The following is a 16,956-nucleotide window of genomic DNA, read 5'->3' as shown; positions in this document are numbered from 1 at the left end:
GCCGGCGATAAAAGATTCTTAGAAAGTTTCCCAGTTATCGTCATTTCCACCGACGGCGGCTTTACTCGTTTTGAGCACGGGCGCAGGCGTTGGAGAAGCGATGGCGGCAGGCGTTGTCGCGGATTGGGTGGTTAAACGGAAGGCCGCAACTAGCTGGTTTAACATGCTGGCTTGTTCTTCAAGGGCGGCGGCAGCCGACGCGGACTCTTCCACCAGCGAGGCGTTTTGCTGAGTCACGCGGTCCATTTCAGAAACCGCCAGAGCCACCTGGTCGATACCCCGGCTTTGCTCGTCGGAAGCCGAAGCGATTTCGCCCATGATGTCGGTGACGCGGGTGACGGCATTGACGATATCGCTCATGGTTTCCCCGGCGCTTTCTACCAGCACCGAGCCGGTATCGACGCGAGAAACTGAATCTTCAATCAGCGATTTGATCTCTTTGGCGGCCTGCGCGCTGCGTTGCGCCAGGTTGCGCACTTCGCCTGCAACCACGGCAAAACCGCGCCCCTGCTCACCGGCACGCGCGGCTTCAACGGCGGCGTTCAACGCCAGGATGTTGGTCTGGAAAGCGATGCCATCAATCACGCCGGTAATGTCAGCGATTTTCTTCGAGGAACCGGCGATGTCGTGCATGGTTTTCACCACGCCATCCACCACTTTGCCGCCGCGCTGTGCGGTTTCGGAGGCGCTTAATGCCAGTTGCGAAGCCTGACGGGCGTTTTCCGCATTCTGTTTCACGGTCGCGGTGAGCTGTTCCATGCTGGCGGCGGTTTCTTCTAGCGATGCGGCCTGCTGTTCGGTACGGGAAGAGAGATCGTTGTTTCCGGCGGCGATTTCCGAGGCACCGCTGTAGATGGCGTCAGATCCATCGCGCACGCTGCCGACGGTAATAATCAGTTCTTGCTGCATGTGGCGCACGCTGGAGGTCAGCTCGCTCATTTCGTTGCGCCCGGTGGAAACGATATTTTCCGTCAGATTGCCGTTGGCGATTTCACGAATATGCCCAATCACCACCGCCAGCGGTTGCAGCAGGATGCGACGCATACCGAACCACACCAGCACAATCACCGCGAACAGCGCGAGTGCAAGCCCCGCAATCTGCCACTTGGCAAAGTTATAGTCGTGAGTGCTTGCGATATAAGATTGCTCGTACATGCGGTCGTTGAGCGCAATGTAGTCGGCGTATTCTTTCTCGAGGGCGTTTTGCAGGCTTTGGGTGGACTGCGCAAAGTAGGCATCCATGTTGCCGGTTTCCAGATAACCCACCAGTTCGTTCAACGCCTGGTTGTAGTTCTGGTAATCGTCATCAATGCCTTTTACCAGCGCTTCAAGCTCTGGCGTAATCGGCGGAATTTCTTTGAAAGCAGCGTAATGTTTTTGCGCTTCAACGAGGGATTTTTTGGCGTTATTCAGCAAGTCCGTTTTTGCTGCACTTTGCCCGTTGCTGGCATCCATCATCATGCGCGCCGCAGAACGGCTCAGGTTGATGCGTGTTTGCAGCATCAATTCCCAGGTGTTGGCCAGTTCTGATTGCTGAACGCGTAACTCCCTGGAAACTTTAAAACTGTCGTTATTTTGTTTGAGTGAGTTAAAAAACATTCCGCCAGAGATGAGCTGGAGGAGCGCGAACACCACCAGCACCATCATTAGCATGGTGACAACGCGAATACGGTTCAACATATAACACCCTTTTAATGATTTCTTATGGATGTTATCGGCATGGGGTATTGAAACTTTACGTGAAACTTTGGGGCGAAAATGTCGGGGGCGCTACGCTTGCCCGACCTACGGACTGGTTGGCATGGGGTTTTGTATTTGACACGTTAAAACGCGACATCCACCACTAACGTATCGGTATACGCGCCCGCGGGCGGCGTGGTCTGGCTGGTGAGCACTTTTGCCACATAGTTAAAGTTGCGCAGCAAGCCGTCACTACTCAACCCCGACGAGGCGGCACTCGCCCAGCGCTCTGTGCCAAGACTTCCCCAACGGTCAGTGCCGTTGGATTTATAGATCTCATAGTTCATATAGTTGTTGCCGCTTTTCATGCGCCGCACGTTGCCCGAGGCATTTGAGCCATCGCTGACACCAACCGTGTAAGTGCTGCCTTTGGTGCAAGTGATGGCAATACTTTGCGACACGCTTTTAAAGTTTTGCACCAGCGGCGCGCTGTCGAAATTCACCGCCGGAGCAGAAATGGTGCTGCAATCGTTAGTGACGGTCAGCGTCACCGCCACATCGGCGCTGCCGTTCCCGGATTGATACGCAAGACACGCCGCCACGCCGAGGCTGCAAATATTCCAGTCGAGACGAAAGTTCAGCACCACGCGATACGGCCCGGCGCTGACGTTTTGCCCGGCGACCGTGCGCAAATAAATCGGCAACGCATAGCGCTTACTGGCAAGCAGATTGAGTAGCGTGCTGCCGCTCCAGGTGTAAGTCCCGCCGACTTGCACTTCGCTGCTCCCGGCGCACCCGGATTGCACGCACACCACCACCGGAACGTTATCGGTTATCGTGGTGTTGTCAGTGCGTTTGAGCAGGCCGCGAATGCCCGTCACCACTGGCGTTGCCCCCAGGTAAATCAGTTTTATCGAGTCGGAAGTCAGCAAGTTCAGCACTGTGTCGCAATCAAGCGTCAATGTGGTGCTGGTGTTCTGGACGGTGGAGTTCACCACAAACGAACTTTGGCTACCGAACGACGCCGTTTGTCCGCCCTGAGTACAGGCCGACCAGGCGGGCGCTCCCACCATCAACAGTAACAGCGCCAGCAGCCCTTTCATCTCCCCACCTCGCGGCACTCCAGCGGGCCGTAGGTTTTCAGTTTGCGATCGGGGTTTTTCTCAAGCGTCAGCGTCGCTTTGCAGCGCTTCCCGTCTGGCAACGTCACCGTCAGCGGGTTCACATCGCTAAGGTTTTCGAGCCAGGCAATGCCGTCGTAACCCACGGGAACCGGCGACTGTAACGGACGATAAACCTGGCTTGATACCGGCAGCACTTTACCTTTGCTGTCTTGCAGAATAACGCTGGCGACACGCTGCTGTTCCATAGGAAAATCAAGCAAATAGCCGGAGTGACGGCGTAACGCCACGCGCCGTTCGGTGTCTGTAATGCGCGTGTCGGCGGGAAGATTCAGCGTGTTGATGCTGTAGTTTGCCGGGTAATAAGATGACACGCCGCTAATCAGCAGGTAGCCGTCATCGTCGGTGGTGCCAACGGGCTGGTTTTCAAAATTCACCGTGACATCACGGTAGCCATCGGTGCTGACCACCATAAAGGCGTCGTTGATGCGGTTCGCCGCCAGCAGCGTGTTGTCCATCATCACCAGCGAGCCGGACATTTCGCCCCACTGCGTATAATTATTACGCTGCCCATAAACCCCGCCCTGCAATTCGACTTTATTGTTGCGCCAGCCGAGCGTGGCCTGCTGGTAATCGTCGCTATCACTTTGATGCGCGTAGGCCATGTTCCAGCTAAAACCACCGTTGCTTGGCATCGCGTGGTTGTAGTTCACCCGCTGTGAACTGCCCGCATCCGGTGTGCTTTCGACGCTGAATGCCGCAGTGTCTGACACGCCGAAGGGAACCTGCAAAGAGAGCGCCACGCTCCAGCCGTTTTGCGCCGGGTCGTGGCTGGCGGCGAGATAAAAGCTGCTGTCGCCCCACAGGTTTTTGCTCCATGACAAGTTCAGCAATTGCGTTTTTTCATCGTCAAAACTGCGCACGTCAATCCACGCCGCGCCGACGTTGCCGTAACTGCCCAGGTTAAAAGAGAGTGAGTATTGATCGGTGCTGCGGCTAAGGCTGGCGATGGGCTTGTTGTTTTCGTCGTACATGTCCGGCGAGTCGTACAGCGCCAGATTGCCAAAGCCGCGGTCGCGGTGGCTGTGTTGGGTGCCGATGTTAAAACTATTGGTGCTGTACTGATAACCCCAGTTAACTTGCTGCCCGCCTTCCCCACGCATTTCGCTGCGCGAATACGCGCCGTTGATCACGCCAAAATTCCCGAGTTTAACCAGCGTTCCTACGCCGCCTAATGCCAGGGATTGCGCCCCTTCGGCATGGCTTTCCAGCGTCCAGTATTCGTTCACGCCATAACGGTACGAACCGCTGGCTGCCGCCGGGCCATAGGAAAAGTTTTCGATGCCGTAATCACGCCGCATCGCGCCGAGTGTGAACGCGCCGTCACTCAAACCCGGCTTGAGCAATTCGCTGGCGACATAAAACGGCAGCGTGGTGGAAACCTGGCGGCCAAGCGCATCGGTCGTTACCAGTACCGCATCGCCGGAGCCGTTGATGTACGGCAAATTGGTGAGCGTAAACGGGCCGGGTTGCAGATCGGTGCTGCCGCTGCGATAGCCGTTAATAAACACGTCAACGGTGGAAGGCACCGCCGCTTCGCCGGAAAACGCGGGCAGCGGGTAAGTAATCAGATCCGGGCGCAGCGAGAAATTGCGGCCAATGGAGACGCCGCCCATACGCACGCTATTGCTCCAGTTTAAGGCGTCGCTGACCACATCCCCCGCCGACCAGCTGATAATGTCATCTTCGTCGGTGCCGGTGAGCGTGGTGTCATAGCGGATGTAGCCTTCGCCACTTCCTGCGTCATAGCCTGAAAACCCCTGCCGCGCGGTGCCAGTAGAAGAAAGACTCAGATTGCCGCTAAACAAGCGCAACTCATGCCAAAGCGAGGCCTGGCCGCCGCTGTTTTCGGCATGGCTGGTGTAGAGATCGTAATTGAGCAGCGCCCCGGTGCCGCTTAACGGCTTAAAACTGGCGTCTTTTCTTCCCAGCGTAATCGCCTGGCTGGGCAGCCATTCGTTGGGAACCTTCATCATCAGGCGTTGACCGGCGCTGTCGTACTCGGTTTGCACGTCTTTCAGCGCCGAGACGTTTACCTCGTCCTGGGTGAATTTTTCGCCCGGTAAACCGGCGCGTTGCAAATCCGCCCGGCTGACAAAAAATTGCCCGTTGCGCTGGGTGACAGGCACCACCTGGCCGCTGTCCCACTGGTTAAACACCAGCGATAAATGAAACTGCGCGGTCTGGTTCAACGCCTGGGCGTCCGGTGGCGGCGGCAACGCATCGTCTTCCTGTGCAGCGTGGCTGCACAACGGCAAAGACATCAATAACATTGCCATCGTTAATCGGCTCAATTGACCGGAGAGGTTTGCCATTGTTCGGAACGAGCGTTGATCGTTGCAGACAATTGGTCAGGCCGGGAAAGTGAAGCGGGAAGCGGCCATTCTCGCTGGCTTCCGGGCAGCACGTAACCCATTAGCCCGTCGGTCAAAACCCGCTGTTGGCTTCCCTGGCGCAACGTGACTTTACTCAAACGCGCGTGAACGTTACCGCGATTCGTGACTTGCAGCGTCGGTTTACCGCCGTCATTCACTACCCGCCAGGACAGTTTCGCCGGTTCGGTACTGGCGTGATTGCTGGCCGCCTGTTCGGTGACCATACCCGCGCCATAAGCAAACAGCGGAATGGAATAACGCATCTGTAACTTCAAGCCCAACTGCGGTTTACGGTTATCAGCGGGTTGCGGGATTTCGTCCACCACGATGCGGTAAGCCTGTTCCTGATTTGGCGGCACCACACTTTGTTTAATCAGGCGAATCAACTGCTTGCCGCCACCGGCGATTTGCACAATCGGCGGGCTGGCGACCACATCCTGTTGCGGCTGGTATTTTTCATGCCCATCTTGCTGCTGCCAGCCGACCACCCGCACCTGCATGGTGGTGGCTTCGCTGCTTTGATTTTGTATCCACAATTCTGCGGCTTTCGCGTCAGGAGCAAGATAGGGATCGATGGGCCAAATCAGGATATTACCCGCCGCCAGAGCCTGAGCGCTGGCAAAACATCCTGCCGCGAACAGCAGTTTATGCGAAAGCCGTTGCGTCATTGTTTTCTCCCTTTGTTACCATGACAAGGTCACGGTGAGTTGGTCGGTATACGTCCCTGCGGGGCTAAATCCCGTGAGTTGCGCCGCGCCATAAATCGGCAAAGTGATGTTATTGCTGTTGCTGTAGCTAATTGCCACCGCCTGGTTGACCAAAATTTCGCTATTGGCGGTTAGCGCCCCGCTGGTGTAGAGCCGGTACGGCACCGCTTCATTTCCGCCAGTGCGCACCATATTGCGCAGCGAGGTGTAATGTTTTCCGCCGTCGATCGTCATGCTTAACGCCACGCCTGGCGTGCAGGCCAGTGCCAGCGAGGTGTTGGGAATAAACGCGTTGCTGGCGAGCCCGCTTTCCACGCCGTTATGGCTGCCAAAATCCAGCGTCCCGAATAACCCGCCGCTGCCGCTGGCAATGGAACAGCCTGGCGTTATCGTCGCGCCAACCTGGAATGATTGTTGGGTGACGGCATTCGCCGCAAATACCCCCATCAATCCCCATAGTAGCGCGTGAATTTTATGCAAAGCGCGGCCCTCAGCAGGAGCGATGACCTGCAGTTAAAAATGCTTGTTGGAGAATGAAGGGTTAGTAAGTCACGCTGACATTAATCACGTCAGTGTAGGTGCCGGGTTTCACCGTCACGCTGTCTCCCCCGCCCTGAATACGCCCGTAAACAATGTAGTTGTCTACGCCGTCGGTGGTGGACGCTTTCGGAATAGCCGTATTGTTGGCGATCACATTATTGAAGGCGCTGTCGCTGTAGATGCTGTAGGCCACGCCTTGGGTTGCGTCTGAGGTATTAACCAGATAACGAGCGGGCGTTCCCGGCGTGCCGACGGTGGTGCCCGGTGCGCCGTTAGTGCTGCCGGTGACTTGCACGGTGTAAGTCGAGCCGTTGGTGCATTGAATGCCGAAGCTGTTGCCGCCGGAAGCGCCAGCAAGTTCAGTGGTCAACGTCGAGAAAGTTGCAGGATGTTCACCAAAATCCAGCGTCCCGAAGTTAATGCCGTTTTGAGCGGGTGAGCCGTTAATCAGGCAGCCGTTGGTCAGGGTGAGTGTCGCATTTATGGTGCCATTGCTGGTCACCGCTTGCGCCCCGCTGATGCCACAAAGTAAACCACTTCCACAAAGCAATAAGAGTGTGTGTGCTTTCATTGTTTAGCCCTCGTTTTGCACATCCCATCCCCAATGATCGCCAGGGCGCTGCATTCGCTAACTTATTGAAATTTAGTTTAGGTATTTAGAAATGACCAGAAACTGAACGGCAAATCACTCCGATGTCGTATTGCAAAATTTTATTGGCTTTATTCAATGGGTTAATGCTTAAACCTCGGCATTTGCATGACAAATAACCGGAAATATTAATATTATTTTCGTGATTGTTATCACACTGTTACATAAGGGTTTCTGCATTAACAAATAAGACAAAAAGTAAAAAATAGTTGAATCCTTTCCCGCTTTGCTTCAATTTATGGGCCGAATATAAATTGGGCAACCATAAAAATTATATATGGCTCAATAAGTTAATTAATTGTTACTAATCGACGGGGTTATTACGTAATTGTCTAGTTCAAACAAACTCACGCTATTTATTCTTCTATTCATGTTTGCCGGGATCCTCTCCGGTGCCGCGATCCACGAATATGCCGCTGCTGACAACATTAAGAGTTATGCCGAAAACATCACGCTGTTTACCGACATCTTTTTACGTCTGATCAAAATGGTGATTGCACCGTTGGTGTTCAGCACCCTGACGGTGGGCATCATGAAGATGGGCGAAACCTCGACCATTGGCCGCGTCGGTGGCAAAGCGATGGTGTGGTTTGTTTCCTCTTCCATTCTGTCGATTCTGGTGGGTTTGTTTATCGTCACCCTTCAGCAGCCAGGTGCGGGGATGAATCTGCAAATCCCTGCGGGCGACGTTCAGACCGGCCTTGCGGTGAGCGGCATGAACCTGAAAGCGTTTATCTCGCATACCATCCCAACCAGTATTGCGGGCGCGATGTCGAATAACGAAATCCTGCAAATCGTGGTGTTCTCACTGTTCTTCGGTATTGCGGGCGCGTCTCTTGGTGAGAAATTTAATACGCCGTTAGTCGCCGCATTAGACGTGGTTTCCCACATCATGCTGAAAGTGACGGGCTACGTGATGTACGTGGCACCGCTGGCGATTTTCGCCGCTATTTCGTCTGTTGTAGCGACCGAAGGTCTGGGGATTTTGCTTAACTATGCCTCATTTATCGGGGGCTACTATCTGGCTATCATCCTGACCTGCATGGTGCTGATTGGCGTCGGTTATATGGTGCTCAAGCGTGATGTGTTCCGCCTGATTGCGATGTTAAAAGACCCGGTTCTGGTTGCGTTCACCACCAGTTCATCCGAAGCGGCTTATCCTAAAACGCTCGATCAGCTGACCCGTTTTGGTTGCTCGCGCAACATCGCGTCATTCGTGCTGCCAATTGGTTATTCGTTCAACCTGGTCGGCTCAATGGTGTACTGCTCGTTCGCCTCCATGTTTATCGCCCAGGCGTATAATATCCACCTGAATTTCTCTGAAATTGTGGTGTTGATGCTGACGTTAATGCTGGCCTCTAAAGGGATTGCAGGCGTGCCACGTTCAGCGCTGGTAGTGCTGGCGGCGACCATTCCAAGCTTCAATATTCCGGTGGCGGGCATTTTGCTGCTGATGGGTATCGACCATTTCCTCGACATGGGCCGTTCAGCAATTAATGTGCTGGGCAACGGTGTCGCGACGGCGATGCTGTCGAAGAATGAAGGTGAGATGGAAGAGTCGATTGAAGTTGGGGAAGAGATCGAGGCGTAAGCCCGACGAGATAACGATAAAGGGGCGATAAGCCCCTTTATTTTTGCCATCAACTTTCGAATTTTGCCCGATATAGTGTTTGCTGATCGTTAACCCGCACTTGCTCCGCAACCCCTTCTTTCACCAGCGCCCGGATTGACGCTCGCGCGGTATTGTCCGAAATCCCTAACGAACCTGCGATCTCAGCGGCAGCAAACAGCTTTCCAGGCGTTGCGGTCATAATATTTAGCACGGTGACCTGGCGTGAGGTCAGCCGCCCTAATGCCCCAGACTCAAACAACACGCGGTCTATCGCTGACCTGCGGCTTATCAGTTCGTCGATATGCGCCAGGTATTCGTGCACTGCGCGAACCAGCAGGCTTGCCTGGTAATCCAGAAAATAGGTCAGATCCATGCCGTCACCTTCCGTGTATTGATAGCTGTGGGCGTATTTCACCGGAGCGGCATGCAGAAACGCGCTGATGGAAATGTACCTGAATGCCTCGTAGCCATTTTTGAGCATGAACCAGTAAAAAAGCGCACGGCTTGTGCGGCCGTTGCCGTCACGAAATGGGTGTTCGTGAGCAATCATTAAGTGAAGAATACAGGCGCGTATCAGCGGGTGAATATACCGACCACGGGTGTTATTAACCACGTCGCAAACTGCCTGAAGACGCTCCAGGATCCGGTTTGCCGGGGGCGGCTGATGAATAATATTTCCGTCATAATCGGCAATCACAACATCATCGGTTTGCCGGAATGTCCCTGGGGCATATTTATCGTCATCAATACCGCTCATGCCAACCGCATGAAAATGCCGAATAAGATCGAGGGTCAAAGGTTCGCTGAGATGGTTCGGGATTTCAGCCATCAACCGGGCGTTACCGACGATCATTTGCTCGTCTTCGTTGCGCGCATTGCGCCCACTTTCTAACAGGTTACGTGCGACAAGCGTTGTGGTGTTCGCCCCTTCAAGTTGCGAGCTGGTAATCGGCTCTTCAAGTACCAGCGCCGATAGTTCAGCCCCTGCTCCCCGTAGAGACGCGGCCTGTTTCTGCATCGCTGCCTGGCTGGCAAAAATATCCACCAGCGCGCAAACCTCGACGATGGAAGGCGTGAAATTAAACCCCGCCTGTTCACCGGCTTCGTTAAAGTAATCAATACGTTGAATAGCTGCATCACGTGCACGACGTGTTAGCGTCCAGGCCAGCTGGAGGTCATCCCCGCGTTTTAGGCGATGGCGAAATTCTTCAAAAGGAAGATAGCGACCTTTGTCATCCAGCATTCGGTTATACCGCTGGTGGGATTCTATCTGCTCCCCGCTCAACGAGGAGAATGGGATTAACGCCGGGGGTTGCTTCATCAAACTATCTCAATTTATACAATTATTGAGATAGAGTACTCTAGTTTGCGATAACAGGGTGATTCTTTTTCAACCAGTTTTTAATAAAAACAAAAAAGGCCTGAGATTGCGCTCAGGCCTTTTTATTGCGTGTTTAAGCGATTACGCCACGCGCGCCGCACTATCCACCAGCGCCATCTCTTCGCTGTTCAACAGCTTTTCGATGTTCACCAGAATCAGCATTCGCTCGCCCAGTGCGCCAAGGCCGGTGAGGTATTCTGTTGAAAGCGTCACCGCAAACTCTGGAGCCGGGCGGATTTGTTCGGCGGTCAGAGAGAGCACGTCAGAGACACCGTCCACCACAATTCCTACTACGCGTTGCCCTAAATTGAGCACAATCACGACCGTGTTTTCGTTATATTCCACACCGTCCTGGTCGAACTTAATACGCAGGTCGAGAATCGGGACAATCACGCCGCGCAGGTTGGTCACGCCTTTGATAAACGCAGGCGTGTTGGCGATGCGCGTTACCTGGTCGTAGCCACGGATTTCCTGCACTTTCAAAATGTCGATGCCGTACTCTTCGTCACCGAGGGTGAAAACGAGGAATTCTTGCCCTACCGTTTCCCCGGTCAGTTTTGTCACATTGGTCAATCCAGTCATTTTCTTATCCTTCCTCAAACCTGGGATCAGGCGGCGTGGCCTGCCATACGTTGTTCACGATTCAAACCTTGCAGCGCGGAAACATCCACAATCAGCGCCACGCTGCCATCCCCAAGAATGGTGGCGGCAGAAATGCCCGGCACTTTGCGATAGTTGCTTTCGAGGTTTTTCACCACCACTTGATGCTGACCGATTAATTGATCGACGAGCAGCGCGTAACGGCGTCCGGCACTTTGCAAAATCACCACAATGCCTTGCGTAGCTTCGGTTTTTGCACCGTTTACATCGAACACTTTCCACAGTTCAACCAGCGGCAAATATTCACCGCGCACTTCCAGCACGCGCTCGCCACCCGCCAGTGGATGCAAGTCATCTTCTTTTGGCTGCAACGATTCCATCACCGCGTTGAGCGGCAGAATGAACACTTCGTCGCACACTTTGACCGACATACCGTCAAGGATCGCCAGCGTCAGCGGCAGCATGATGCGAATCGTGGTGCCGATGTTGGCCTGAGATTTGATTTCAACGTGGCCACCCATTTCCTGGATGTTACGTTTCACCACGTCCATGCCGACGCCGCGCCCGGAAACGTCTGTCACCTGCTCCGCCGTGGAGAATCCAGGGGCAAAAATCAACATGCCCACTTCGTCATCAGACATGTTTTCATGCACCGGCATACCTTGCGATAGCGCTTTGGCAAGGATGCGTTCGCGGTTCAGACCTGCGCCATCGTCGGAAACTTCAATGCAGATGTTCCCGCCCTGGTGTTCAGCAGAAAGAATCAAATTACCGACCGCAGATTTCCCGGCTGCAACGCGTTTTTCAGGCGTTTCGATACCGTGATCGAGGCTGTTACGCACCAGGTGCGTTAATGGGTCGATAATGCGTTCGATTAAACTTTTATCCAGTTCGGTGGAGCTGCCTTGCAACGTCAGCTCGACTTGTTTATCCAATTTGCTCGCCAAATCACGCACCAGACGCGGGAAGCGGCTGAAGACATATTCCATGGGCATCATACGGATAGACATCACCGACTCTTGCAAATCGCGGGCGTTACGTTGTAACTGCCCCATGCTGGTAATCAATTCGCCGTGTTCAACCGGGTCGAGTTCGTTGGATCGTTGCGCCAACATCGACTGGGTAATCACCAGTTCGCCTACCAGGTTGATGAGCTGATCGACCTTTTCAACCGCGACACGAATACTGCTCGATTCGTTGACGCGGGTTGCTTTAGCTTCGCGTTCTACGCGAGGGGCTGCGGGTATTGCAACCGGTTGTGGCGCATTGACGGCGAGTGCCACCGGCTCTTCAACTGCGTCGATTACTTCAACGGTCGCCGCCGTAGGCAACGGCAGAAATTCAATTTGCTCCGGCTCGATAACAAAGCACAACACCGCGCTGATATCGTCCGCACTGACGGTGGTTTCCATGGTGGCGGTGACAGAGTTCGCCCCCTTTTCCACCTCGCTCAACGAGCCAAGATTACCCAGTTCTTCGAGCAGCAAATCGAGTTCGCTGGCTTTCAACCCGGTAATGGTAATGCGCAATTTCCCGTCGCTGGCAGGCGGCTTTTCGACCGTCTCTTTTTCTACGACCGTCAGTTTTGCAGGCGGTGCGAGCGTTTCACCTTTGGCTTCCAGAGCCAGCTGGCGTAACGCTTTGCAGATATAATCGAAACTCTCAGCATCCGGTTCCTGTGAGTTTTTATAGGCGTCCAACTGTTCCTGCATAATATCTTTGGTTTCCAAAAACAGGTTGATGATATCGGTGCTGAGTTGCATCTCACCGCGCCGCGCGTCGTCGAGCAGGTTTTCCATTAAATGCGTGGTTTCCTGCAAAACGGAGAAGCCAAATGTTCCCGCGCCGCCTTTAATGGAATGCGCCGCGCGAAAAATGGCGTTCAGCAGTTCTGAGTCCGGCGCTTCGGGCAGCAGATTCAGCAGGTGCTGTTCCATATCGGCCAGCAACTCGTCGGCCTCGTCAAAAAATGTCTGGTAAAAATCGCTGATATCCATACTCACGCTATCACCTCGTACCGGATTGTGGCGGTAATGTGTTCTGCGCCGGTTCCACGGCCACAGGTTGTTGGAGAATGCTGAGTGGCCGGTTATCGCTTTCTGCGTTTTCGTGCACGATGGCCTCTTCAGCTTGTTTGTTCAGTACCAGCAAACTAATGCGACGGTTAATGGCGTCGCCTGGCCCGCGGTTGGTCAGGCGCATGGTTGATGACATGCCCACTACGCGCAGCACTTTGCCGTCAATAAGCCCGCCCGACATCAGTTCGCGCCGCGAGGCATTCGCCCGGTCAGCAGAAAGTTCCCAGTTGCTGTATCCGCGCTCGCCCATGGCATACGGCAAATCATCCGTGTGGCCAGATAAACTAATTTTGTTCGGAAAATCATTCAGTAACGGCGCGATGCTGCGCAGAATATCGCGCATGTAAGGCTCCACTTCCGCGCTGCCGTTTTTAAACATTGGGCGGTTCTGGCTGTCGATAATTTGTATCCGTAGCCCTTCCTGCACCAGGTCGATTTGCAGATGCGGACGCAGCGCACGCAACTTTGGGTCAGCATCAATCAGCTGATCTAACTTATCGCCCAGGCGTTTAAGACGGCTGGTTTCCATTTTCTTTCTGAGATCTTCAATATTCGGTTGCCGTTTCACTTCACCTTGTTGCTGAGTGACATCATCGCCGCCGCCTGGGATTGGGCTTGAGCTGTCAGCAATACGCTGCCCGCCGGTAATCGCGGCGGAAAGTGGCGTACGGAAGTAGTCGGCAATTTGCGCCAATTCTTTAGGGCTGGAGATGGAAATCAGCCACATCACCAGAAAAAAGGCCATCATCGCCGTCATAAAGTCGGCATAGGCAATTTTCCACGAACCGTGCGCGCCGCCGCCGTGGCCCTTATGTTTGCGGCGTTTTACGACAATAATGGGGCGCGCATTGTTCTTCATACTTCTTCTTCCGTGGCACGCTGCTGCTGCCCATTTGGCGAGCGCACGGCACGAACATGTTCTTCCAGTTCGATGAACGATGGGCGCTCGCTGGAATACAGCGTTTTACGGCCAAATTCCACGGCGATTGGCGGCGCGTAACCGTTAAGACTTGAGAGCAAAGTGACTTTTACGCACTGCATCATCTTGGTGGTTTCAGCGCTTTTCTGGCGCAAAACGGTCGCTAATGGGGAAATAAACCCGTATGCCAGCAAAATACCGAGGAATGTGCCGACCATGGCGTGCGCAATTAAAGATCCGAGTTCCGCAGCAGGTCTGTCAGCGGATGCCAACGCATGTACTACGCCCATTACCGCCGCCACAATACCGAATGCCGGGAGTGAATCCCCCATTATGGCCAGGCTATTAGCCGGTATTTCCGCCTCACTTTCGTGGGTTTCAATTTCTTCATCCATCAGCGCTTCTATTTCGAACGAGTTCATATTCCCGCTGATAATTAAGCGCAGGTAATCAATAATAAATTCGAGCATCAGAGTGTCGGCTAAAATACGCGGATAGCTGGCGAAGATTTCACTTTCTTTGGGATTTTCGATATCACGTTCAAGAGAAAACATCCCTTGCTGACGCGACTTCGCCATCAAGCGATAAAGCAGCGCCATCAAATCCATATACATGCTTTTGGTATATTTCGAGCGGCGAAACAGTAATGGCAACGCTTTTACCGTCGCCTTTATCGCCTTACCGTTATTGCCCACGATAAAGGCCCCGATCCCCGCTCCGCCGATGATGACAAATTCAGCTGGTTGATAGAGTGCGCCAAGATGACCCCCGGTCATCATATAGCCGCCGAATACTGTCGCAATTACGACCAGATAACCTATTACAATCAGCACGAGTACATCCTTCTGCTGTTAAATGTGACGAGGAATCACAAATCAGAGGAGCAAACAGTCGGATGCGGGGCAAAAAAAAGCAGCGATAATGGCTTATCGCTGCTGGAGTGTTTACCACACCGAACTGTTAAACGGCCTGTTTGACCTGTTCATCCAGCAGTTGTGGAATAATATCGGCAGTATTCGTAGAAAGTTTACGTCTTTTTACCGCTCTTGATGGAGGCTGGCACATACTGCAAGCAAAGCTGCCTGCGGGCTGGTGAGCGTGGGTAATAAAGTTGCCGCTACAGCAGTTACAGCGGCTTAATTGCAGCATGTTACTTTCGACAAAACGCACCAGCGTCCAGGCGCGAGTCAGCGCCAGCAGCGGGCCGCCCTCTTGCGCGGGACACTGCTCAAGGTATAAACGATACGCCTTGATGACCGCATCAACACCGGTACATAAACCGGTGCGCAACAGGAACTGCCAGGCGTTGCAAAACATGGAAGCATGAATATTTTGCTCCCACGTCATAAACCAGTCGGTAGAAAATGGCAGCATTCCTTTCGGAGGCGGGCTACCACGGAGCTCTTTATACAGTTTGATCAGTCTGCCACGACTTAATTGAGTCTCGCTTTCAAGCATCTGCAATCTTGCACCTAGCGTGATTAATTCCATCGCCAGTTGAATATCGCGGGCTTCCTGAACAATACTTTTCTCGCTCATTTTGCTACGCCCTTTTTTTACGCGGTGCCTCGTCTGTTGCGGACACCTCATTTAATAAGCGGGTGGATAACAAAATGCCAGTATGAATTTGCTGTAAATCATCCACACGAGAGTCTTGTGTTAAACGAGTTATTGTTTGTTCGTCATTAAAGCGGAACTGGCAAATCAACTGATTGGTTTCCGCTAATTTCACCATTTGTGGCAAGGTTAATTCGCTCAGGGAATTGGCCATGTCTTCTGTCACACCCAGACGAAACATTGCTGAGGCTTTATCACTGCTAATAAGACGTTGAGCAAGCAGTAAGTACGATAAATTAATATCGTAGATATGTTTTAACAACTCGGATGTATGCATTTGGTTCATCCTGAAAAACTAACTTTTATACATGCGGCTGTGCCGCACCCCGTGAGTCGCCGGAAATTCCGGTTAAAATTAAAACAAGCAAAAAGCCAATATCAATTGACTGATAACACGCACTGAATCCACCGACACAAATGTGGTGGAGACTTCCTTGTTGGTGCGTTCTTATCCGAGAGTAAATTTTATGTAAGAAATTAAGATTTTTCCTAATTCCGGGCAAACTCTACTCGCAGCCCATTAGACATACAATGCGGTCACGGTTGAATTTTGAAGTTTATGTGACGGAGATCACATATATTTACTTTATACATCCCCGTCAAACATCAGTAAGACTTTTCATTTGAGCGCTTTATAATCAAATTCGGAATATCCGTTACGTTGATCTGGTAAAACCTTTTCTTCTGGCTAACAATCTTATGACTTGCGCTCAATATCGTCTTTGGCGACTCACATAGCTATGTGATTTATATCGCATTTTTAGTTACACCAACGAATAATCTGATACAGCAAACGTTTTCAGCATATAACACCTTGTATTATTGCTAATTACTGATCAAAACGAACAATTTCGCAGTTAACGCTGAACGCGATTTTAGAGATAAAAAATAATACTAAAGTTTGATGGAAATTTGAGCGTTCCAGGCATCTCGATTTCTTCACAACTCGATTACATTAGCGTTATTAATCTTTTTTCATGAGCAGACTCACATTTTCTACGGTTACTATCCTTGCGCAATGTTGAGGATTGTTGTAGGAAAAATGTTAACCGTCTGGTTATCAGGCAACAGGAGGTTGTAATGAGTTACCAACATATATTGGTTGCTGTCGCCGTCAGTCCGGAAAGCCAGCAATTGGTGGAAAAGGCCGTTTCAATCGCCCAGCCAGCGAATGCGAAAATCACTCTGATAACGCTCGCGTCAGATCCTGAACTTTATAATCAATTTGCCGCACCGATGATGGAGAATCTGCGGGAATTAATGCTCGAAGAGACTCAACTTTTTATTGATGAGCTTATTGCGAAGGCCCATTACCCGATTACCGAATCAGTTATTGCGACAGGTGAATTAAGTCAGCATATTCTGGCGATTTGTAATAAGGGTTCGGTGGATTTGGTGATCTGTGGCAACCACAATCACAGCTTTTTTAGCAAGATAATTTGCTCCGCGAAGGCGGTGGTAGCGTCGAGTCAGGTGGATGTTTTGTTGGTGCCGCTGGGCTAATGTTTGCGCTGGGCGGTGTTTATGGATTTCGTTTTTAATGGAGTTCGGAGGTTTTCCGTTCACCTATACGTTATTCGATTCCACAGAAATCAATGAACGGTGAACGTGTAAGGG

General features: G+C 52.4%; 15 protein-coding genes. 2 read left to right on the top strand and 13 right to left on the bottom strand.

Annotated elements, in window-relative coordinates; genetic code table 11:
- Window positions 1-18 precede the first annotated feature (18 nt).
- The 6 genes from tar to D6029_RS14155 form a co-directional block, all read right to left on the bottom strand.
- Entirely contained in the window at window positions 19-1,680 is a 1,662-nt protein-coding gene (gene tar / locus D6029_RS14180) for a methyl-accepting chemotaxis protein II (protein ID WP_120065374.1), read from the bottom strand.
- Window positions 1,681-1,823: 143 nt separating this feature from the next.
- The gene (locus D6029_RS14175; protein ID WP_120065373.1) at window positions 1,824-2,783 is read right to left on the bottom strand and encodes a Csu type fimbrial protein; all 960 of its coding nucleotides are present in this window, start codon (window positions 2,781-2,783) and stop codon (window positions 1,824-1,826) included.
- Window positions 2,780-5,140: a fimbria/pilus outer membrane usher protein gene (locus D6029_RS14170; RefSeq protein ID WP_244212413.1), complete on the bottom strand. Its 2,361-nt coding sequence runs from the start codon at window positions 5,138-5,140 to the stop codon at window positions 2,780-2,782. The genes D6029_RS14175 and D6029_RS14170 overlap by 4 nt, the downstream gene beginning before the upstream one ends.
- A gap of 11 nt (window positions 5,141-5,151) precedes the next feature.
- Window positions 5,152-5,904 (bottom strand): fimbrial biogenesis chaperone, encoded by a 753-nt coding sequence (locus tag D6029_RS14165; protein WP_120065371.1) that lies wholly within the window; start codon window positions 5,902-5,904, stop codon window positions 5,152-5,154.
- Window positions 5,905-5,919: 15 nt separating this feature from the next.
- Window positions 5,920-6,414, bottom strand: a complete 495-nt coding sequence (locus D6029_RS14160) for a Csu type fimbrial protein (RefSeq protein ID WP_418230264.1) — start codon at window positions 6,412-6,414, stop codon at window positions 5,920-5,922.
- A 70-nt stretch (window positions 6,415-6,484) separates the two neighbouring features.
- Window positions 6,485-7,054, bottom strand: coding sequence for a Csu type fimbrial protein (locus D6029_RS14155; protein ID WP_120065369.1), 570 nt, complete (start codon window positions 7,052-7,054; stop codon window positions 6,485-6,487).
- A 406-nt stretch (window positions 7,055-7,460) separates the two neighbouring features.
- On the opposite strand from D6029_RS14155, the gene D6029_RS14150 reads away from it, so the two are divergent.
- Window positions 7,461-8,723 carry a dicarboxylate/amino acid:cation symporter gene (locus tag D6029_RS14150; protein WP_120065368.1) on the top strand — a complete coding sequence of 421 codons (1,263 nt, stop codon included), beginning with the start codon at window positions 7,461-7,463 and terminating at the stop codon, window positions 8,721-8,723.
- 49 nt (window positions 8,724-8,772) lie between these two features.
- Here the strand turns inward: D6029_RS14150 and D6029_RS14145 are convergent, their stop codons facing one another.
- The 7 genes from D6029_RS14145 to flhD all read right to left on the bottom strand — a co-directional run bounded on the left by D6029_RS14145 (window position 8,773) and on the right by flhD (window position 15,616).
- The gene (locus D6029_RS14145) at window positions 8,773-10,065 is read right to left on the bottom strand and encodes a Fic family protein (protein WP_120065367.1); all 1,293 of its coding nucleotides are present in this window, start codon (window positions 10,063-10,065) and stop codon (window positions 8,773-8,775) included.
- Between the two features lie 141 nt (window positions 10,066-10,206).
- On the bottom strand, window positions 10,207-10,707 hold the full coding sequence (gene cheW, locus D6029_RS14140) for a chemotaxis protein CheW (protein ID WP_120065366.1): 501 nt from the start codon (window positions 10,705-10,707) through the stop codon (window positions 10,207-10,209).
- Window positions 10,708-10,733: 26 nt separating this feature from the next.
- Window positions 10,734-12,722 (bottom strand): chemotaxis protein CheA, encoded by a 1,989-nt coding sequence (gene cheA / locus D6029_RS14135; RefSeq protein ID WP_120065365.1) that lies wholly within the window; start codon window positions 12,720-12,722, stop codon window positions 10,734-10,736.
- A gap of 10 nt (window positions 12,723-12,732) precedes the next feature.
- The gene (gene motB, locus D6029_RS14130; RefSeq protein WP_120065364.1) at window positions 12,733-13,662 is read right to left on the bottom strand and encodes a flagellar motor protein MotB; all 930 of its coding nucleotides are present in this window, start codon (window positions 13,660-13,662) and stop codon (window positions 12,733-12,735) included.
- Window positions 13,659-14,555, bottom strand: a complete 897-nt coding sequence (gene motA, locus D6029_RS14125; RefSeq protein ID WP_120065363.1) for a flagellar motor stator protein MotA — start codon at window positions 14,553-14,555, stop codon at window positions 13,659-13,661. The genes motB and motA overlap by 4 nt, the downstream gene beginning before the upstream one ends.
- 127 nt (window positions 14,556-14,682) lie before the next feature.
- Window positions 14,683-15,261 carry a flagellar transcriptional regulator FlhC gene (gene flhC, locus D6029_RS14120; protein WP_120065362.1) on the bottom strand — a complete coding sequence of 193 codons (579 nt, stop codon included), beginning with the start codon at window positions 15,259-15,261 and terminating at the stop codon, window positions 14,683-14,685.
- A gap of 4 nt (window positions 15,262-15,265) precedes the next feature.
- On the bottom strand, window positions 15,266-15,616 hold the full coding sequence (flhD, locus tag D6029_RS14115) for a flagellar transcriptional regulator FlhD (RefSeq protein ID WP_197969184.1): 351 nt from the start codon (window positions 15,614-15,616) through the stop codon (window positions 15,266-15,268).
- An 803-nt stretch (window positions 15,617-16,419) separates the two neighbouring features.
- Here flhD and uspC point away from each other — a divergent pair.
- Window positions 16,420-16,842: a universal stress protein UspC gene (gene uspC, locus D6029_RS14110; protein ID WP_120065360.1), complete on the top strand. Its 423-nt coding sequence runs from the start codon at window positions 16,420-16,422 to the stop codon at window positions 16,840-16,842.
- Window positions 16,843-16,956: the final 114 nt, after the last annotated feature.

This window comes from Buttiauxella izardii, assembly GCF_003601925.1.
Lineage (GTDB): Bacteria > Pseudomonadota > Gammaproteobacteria > Enterobacterales > Enterobacteriaceae > Buttiauxella > Buttiauxella izardii.
This window is presented reverse-complemented; position numbering and strand designations above follow the sequence as displayed.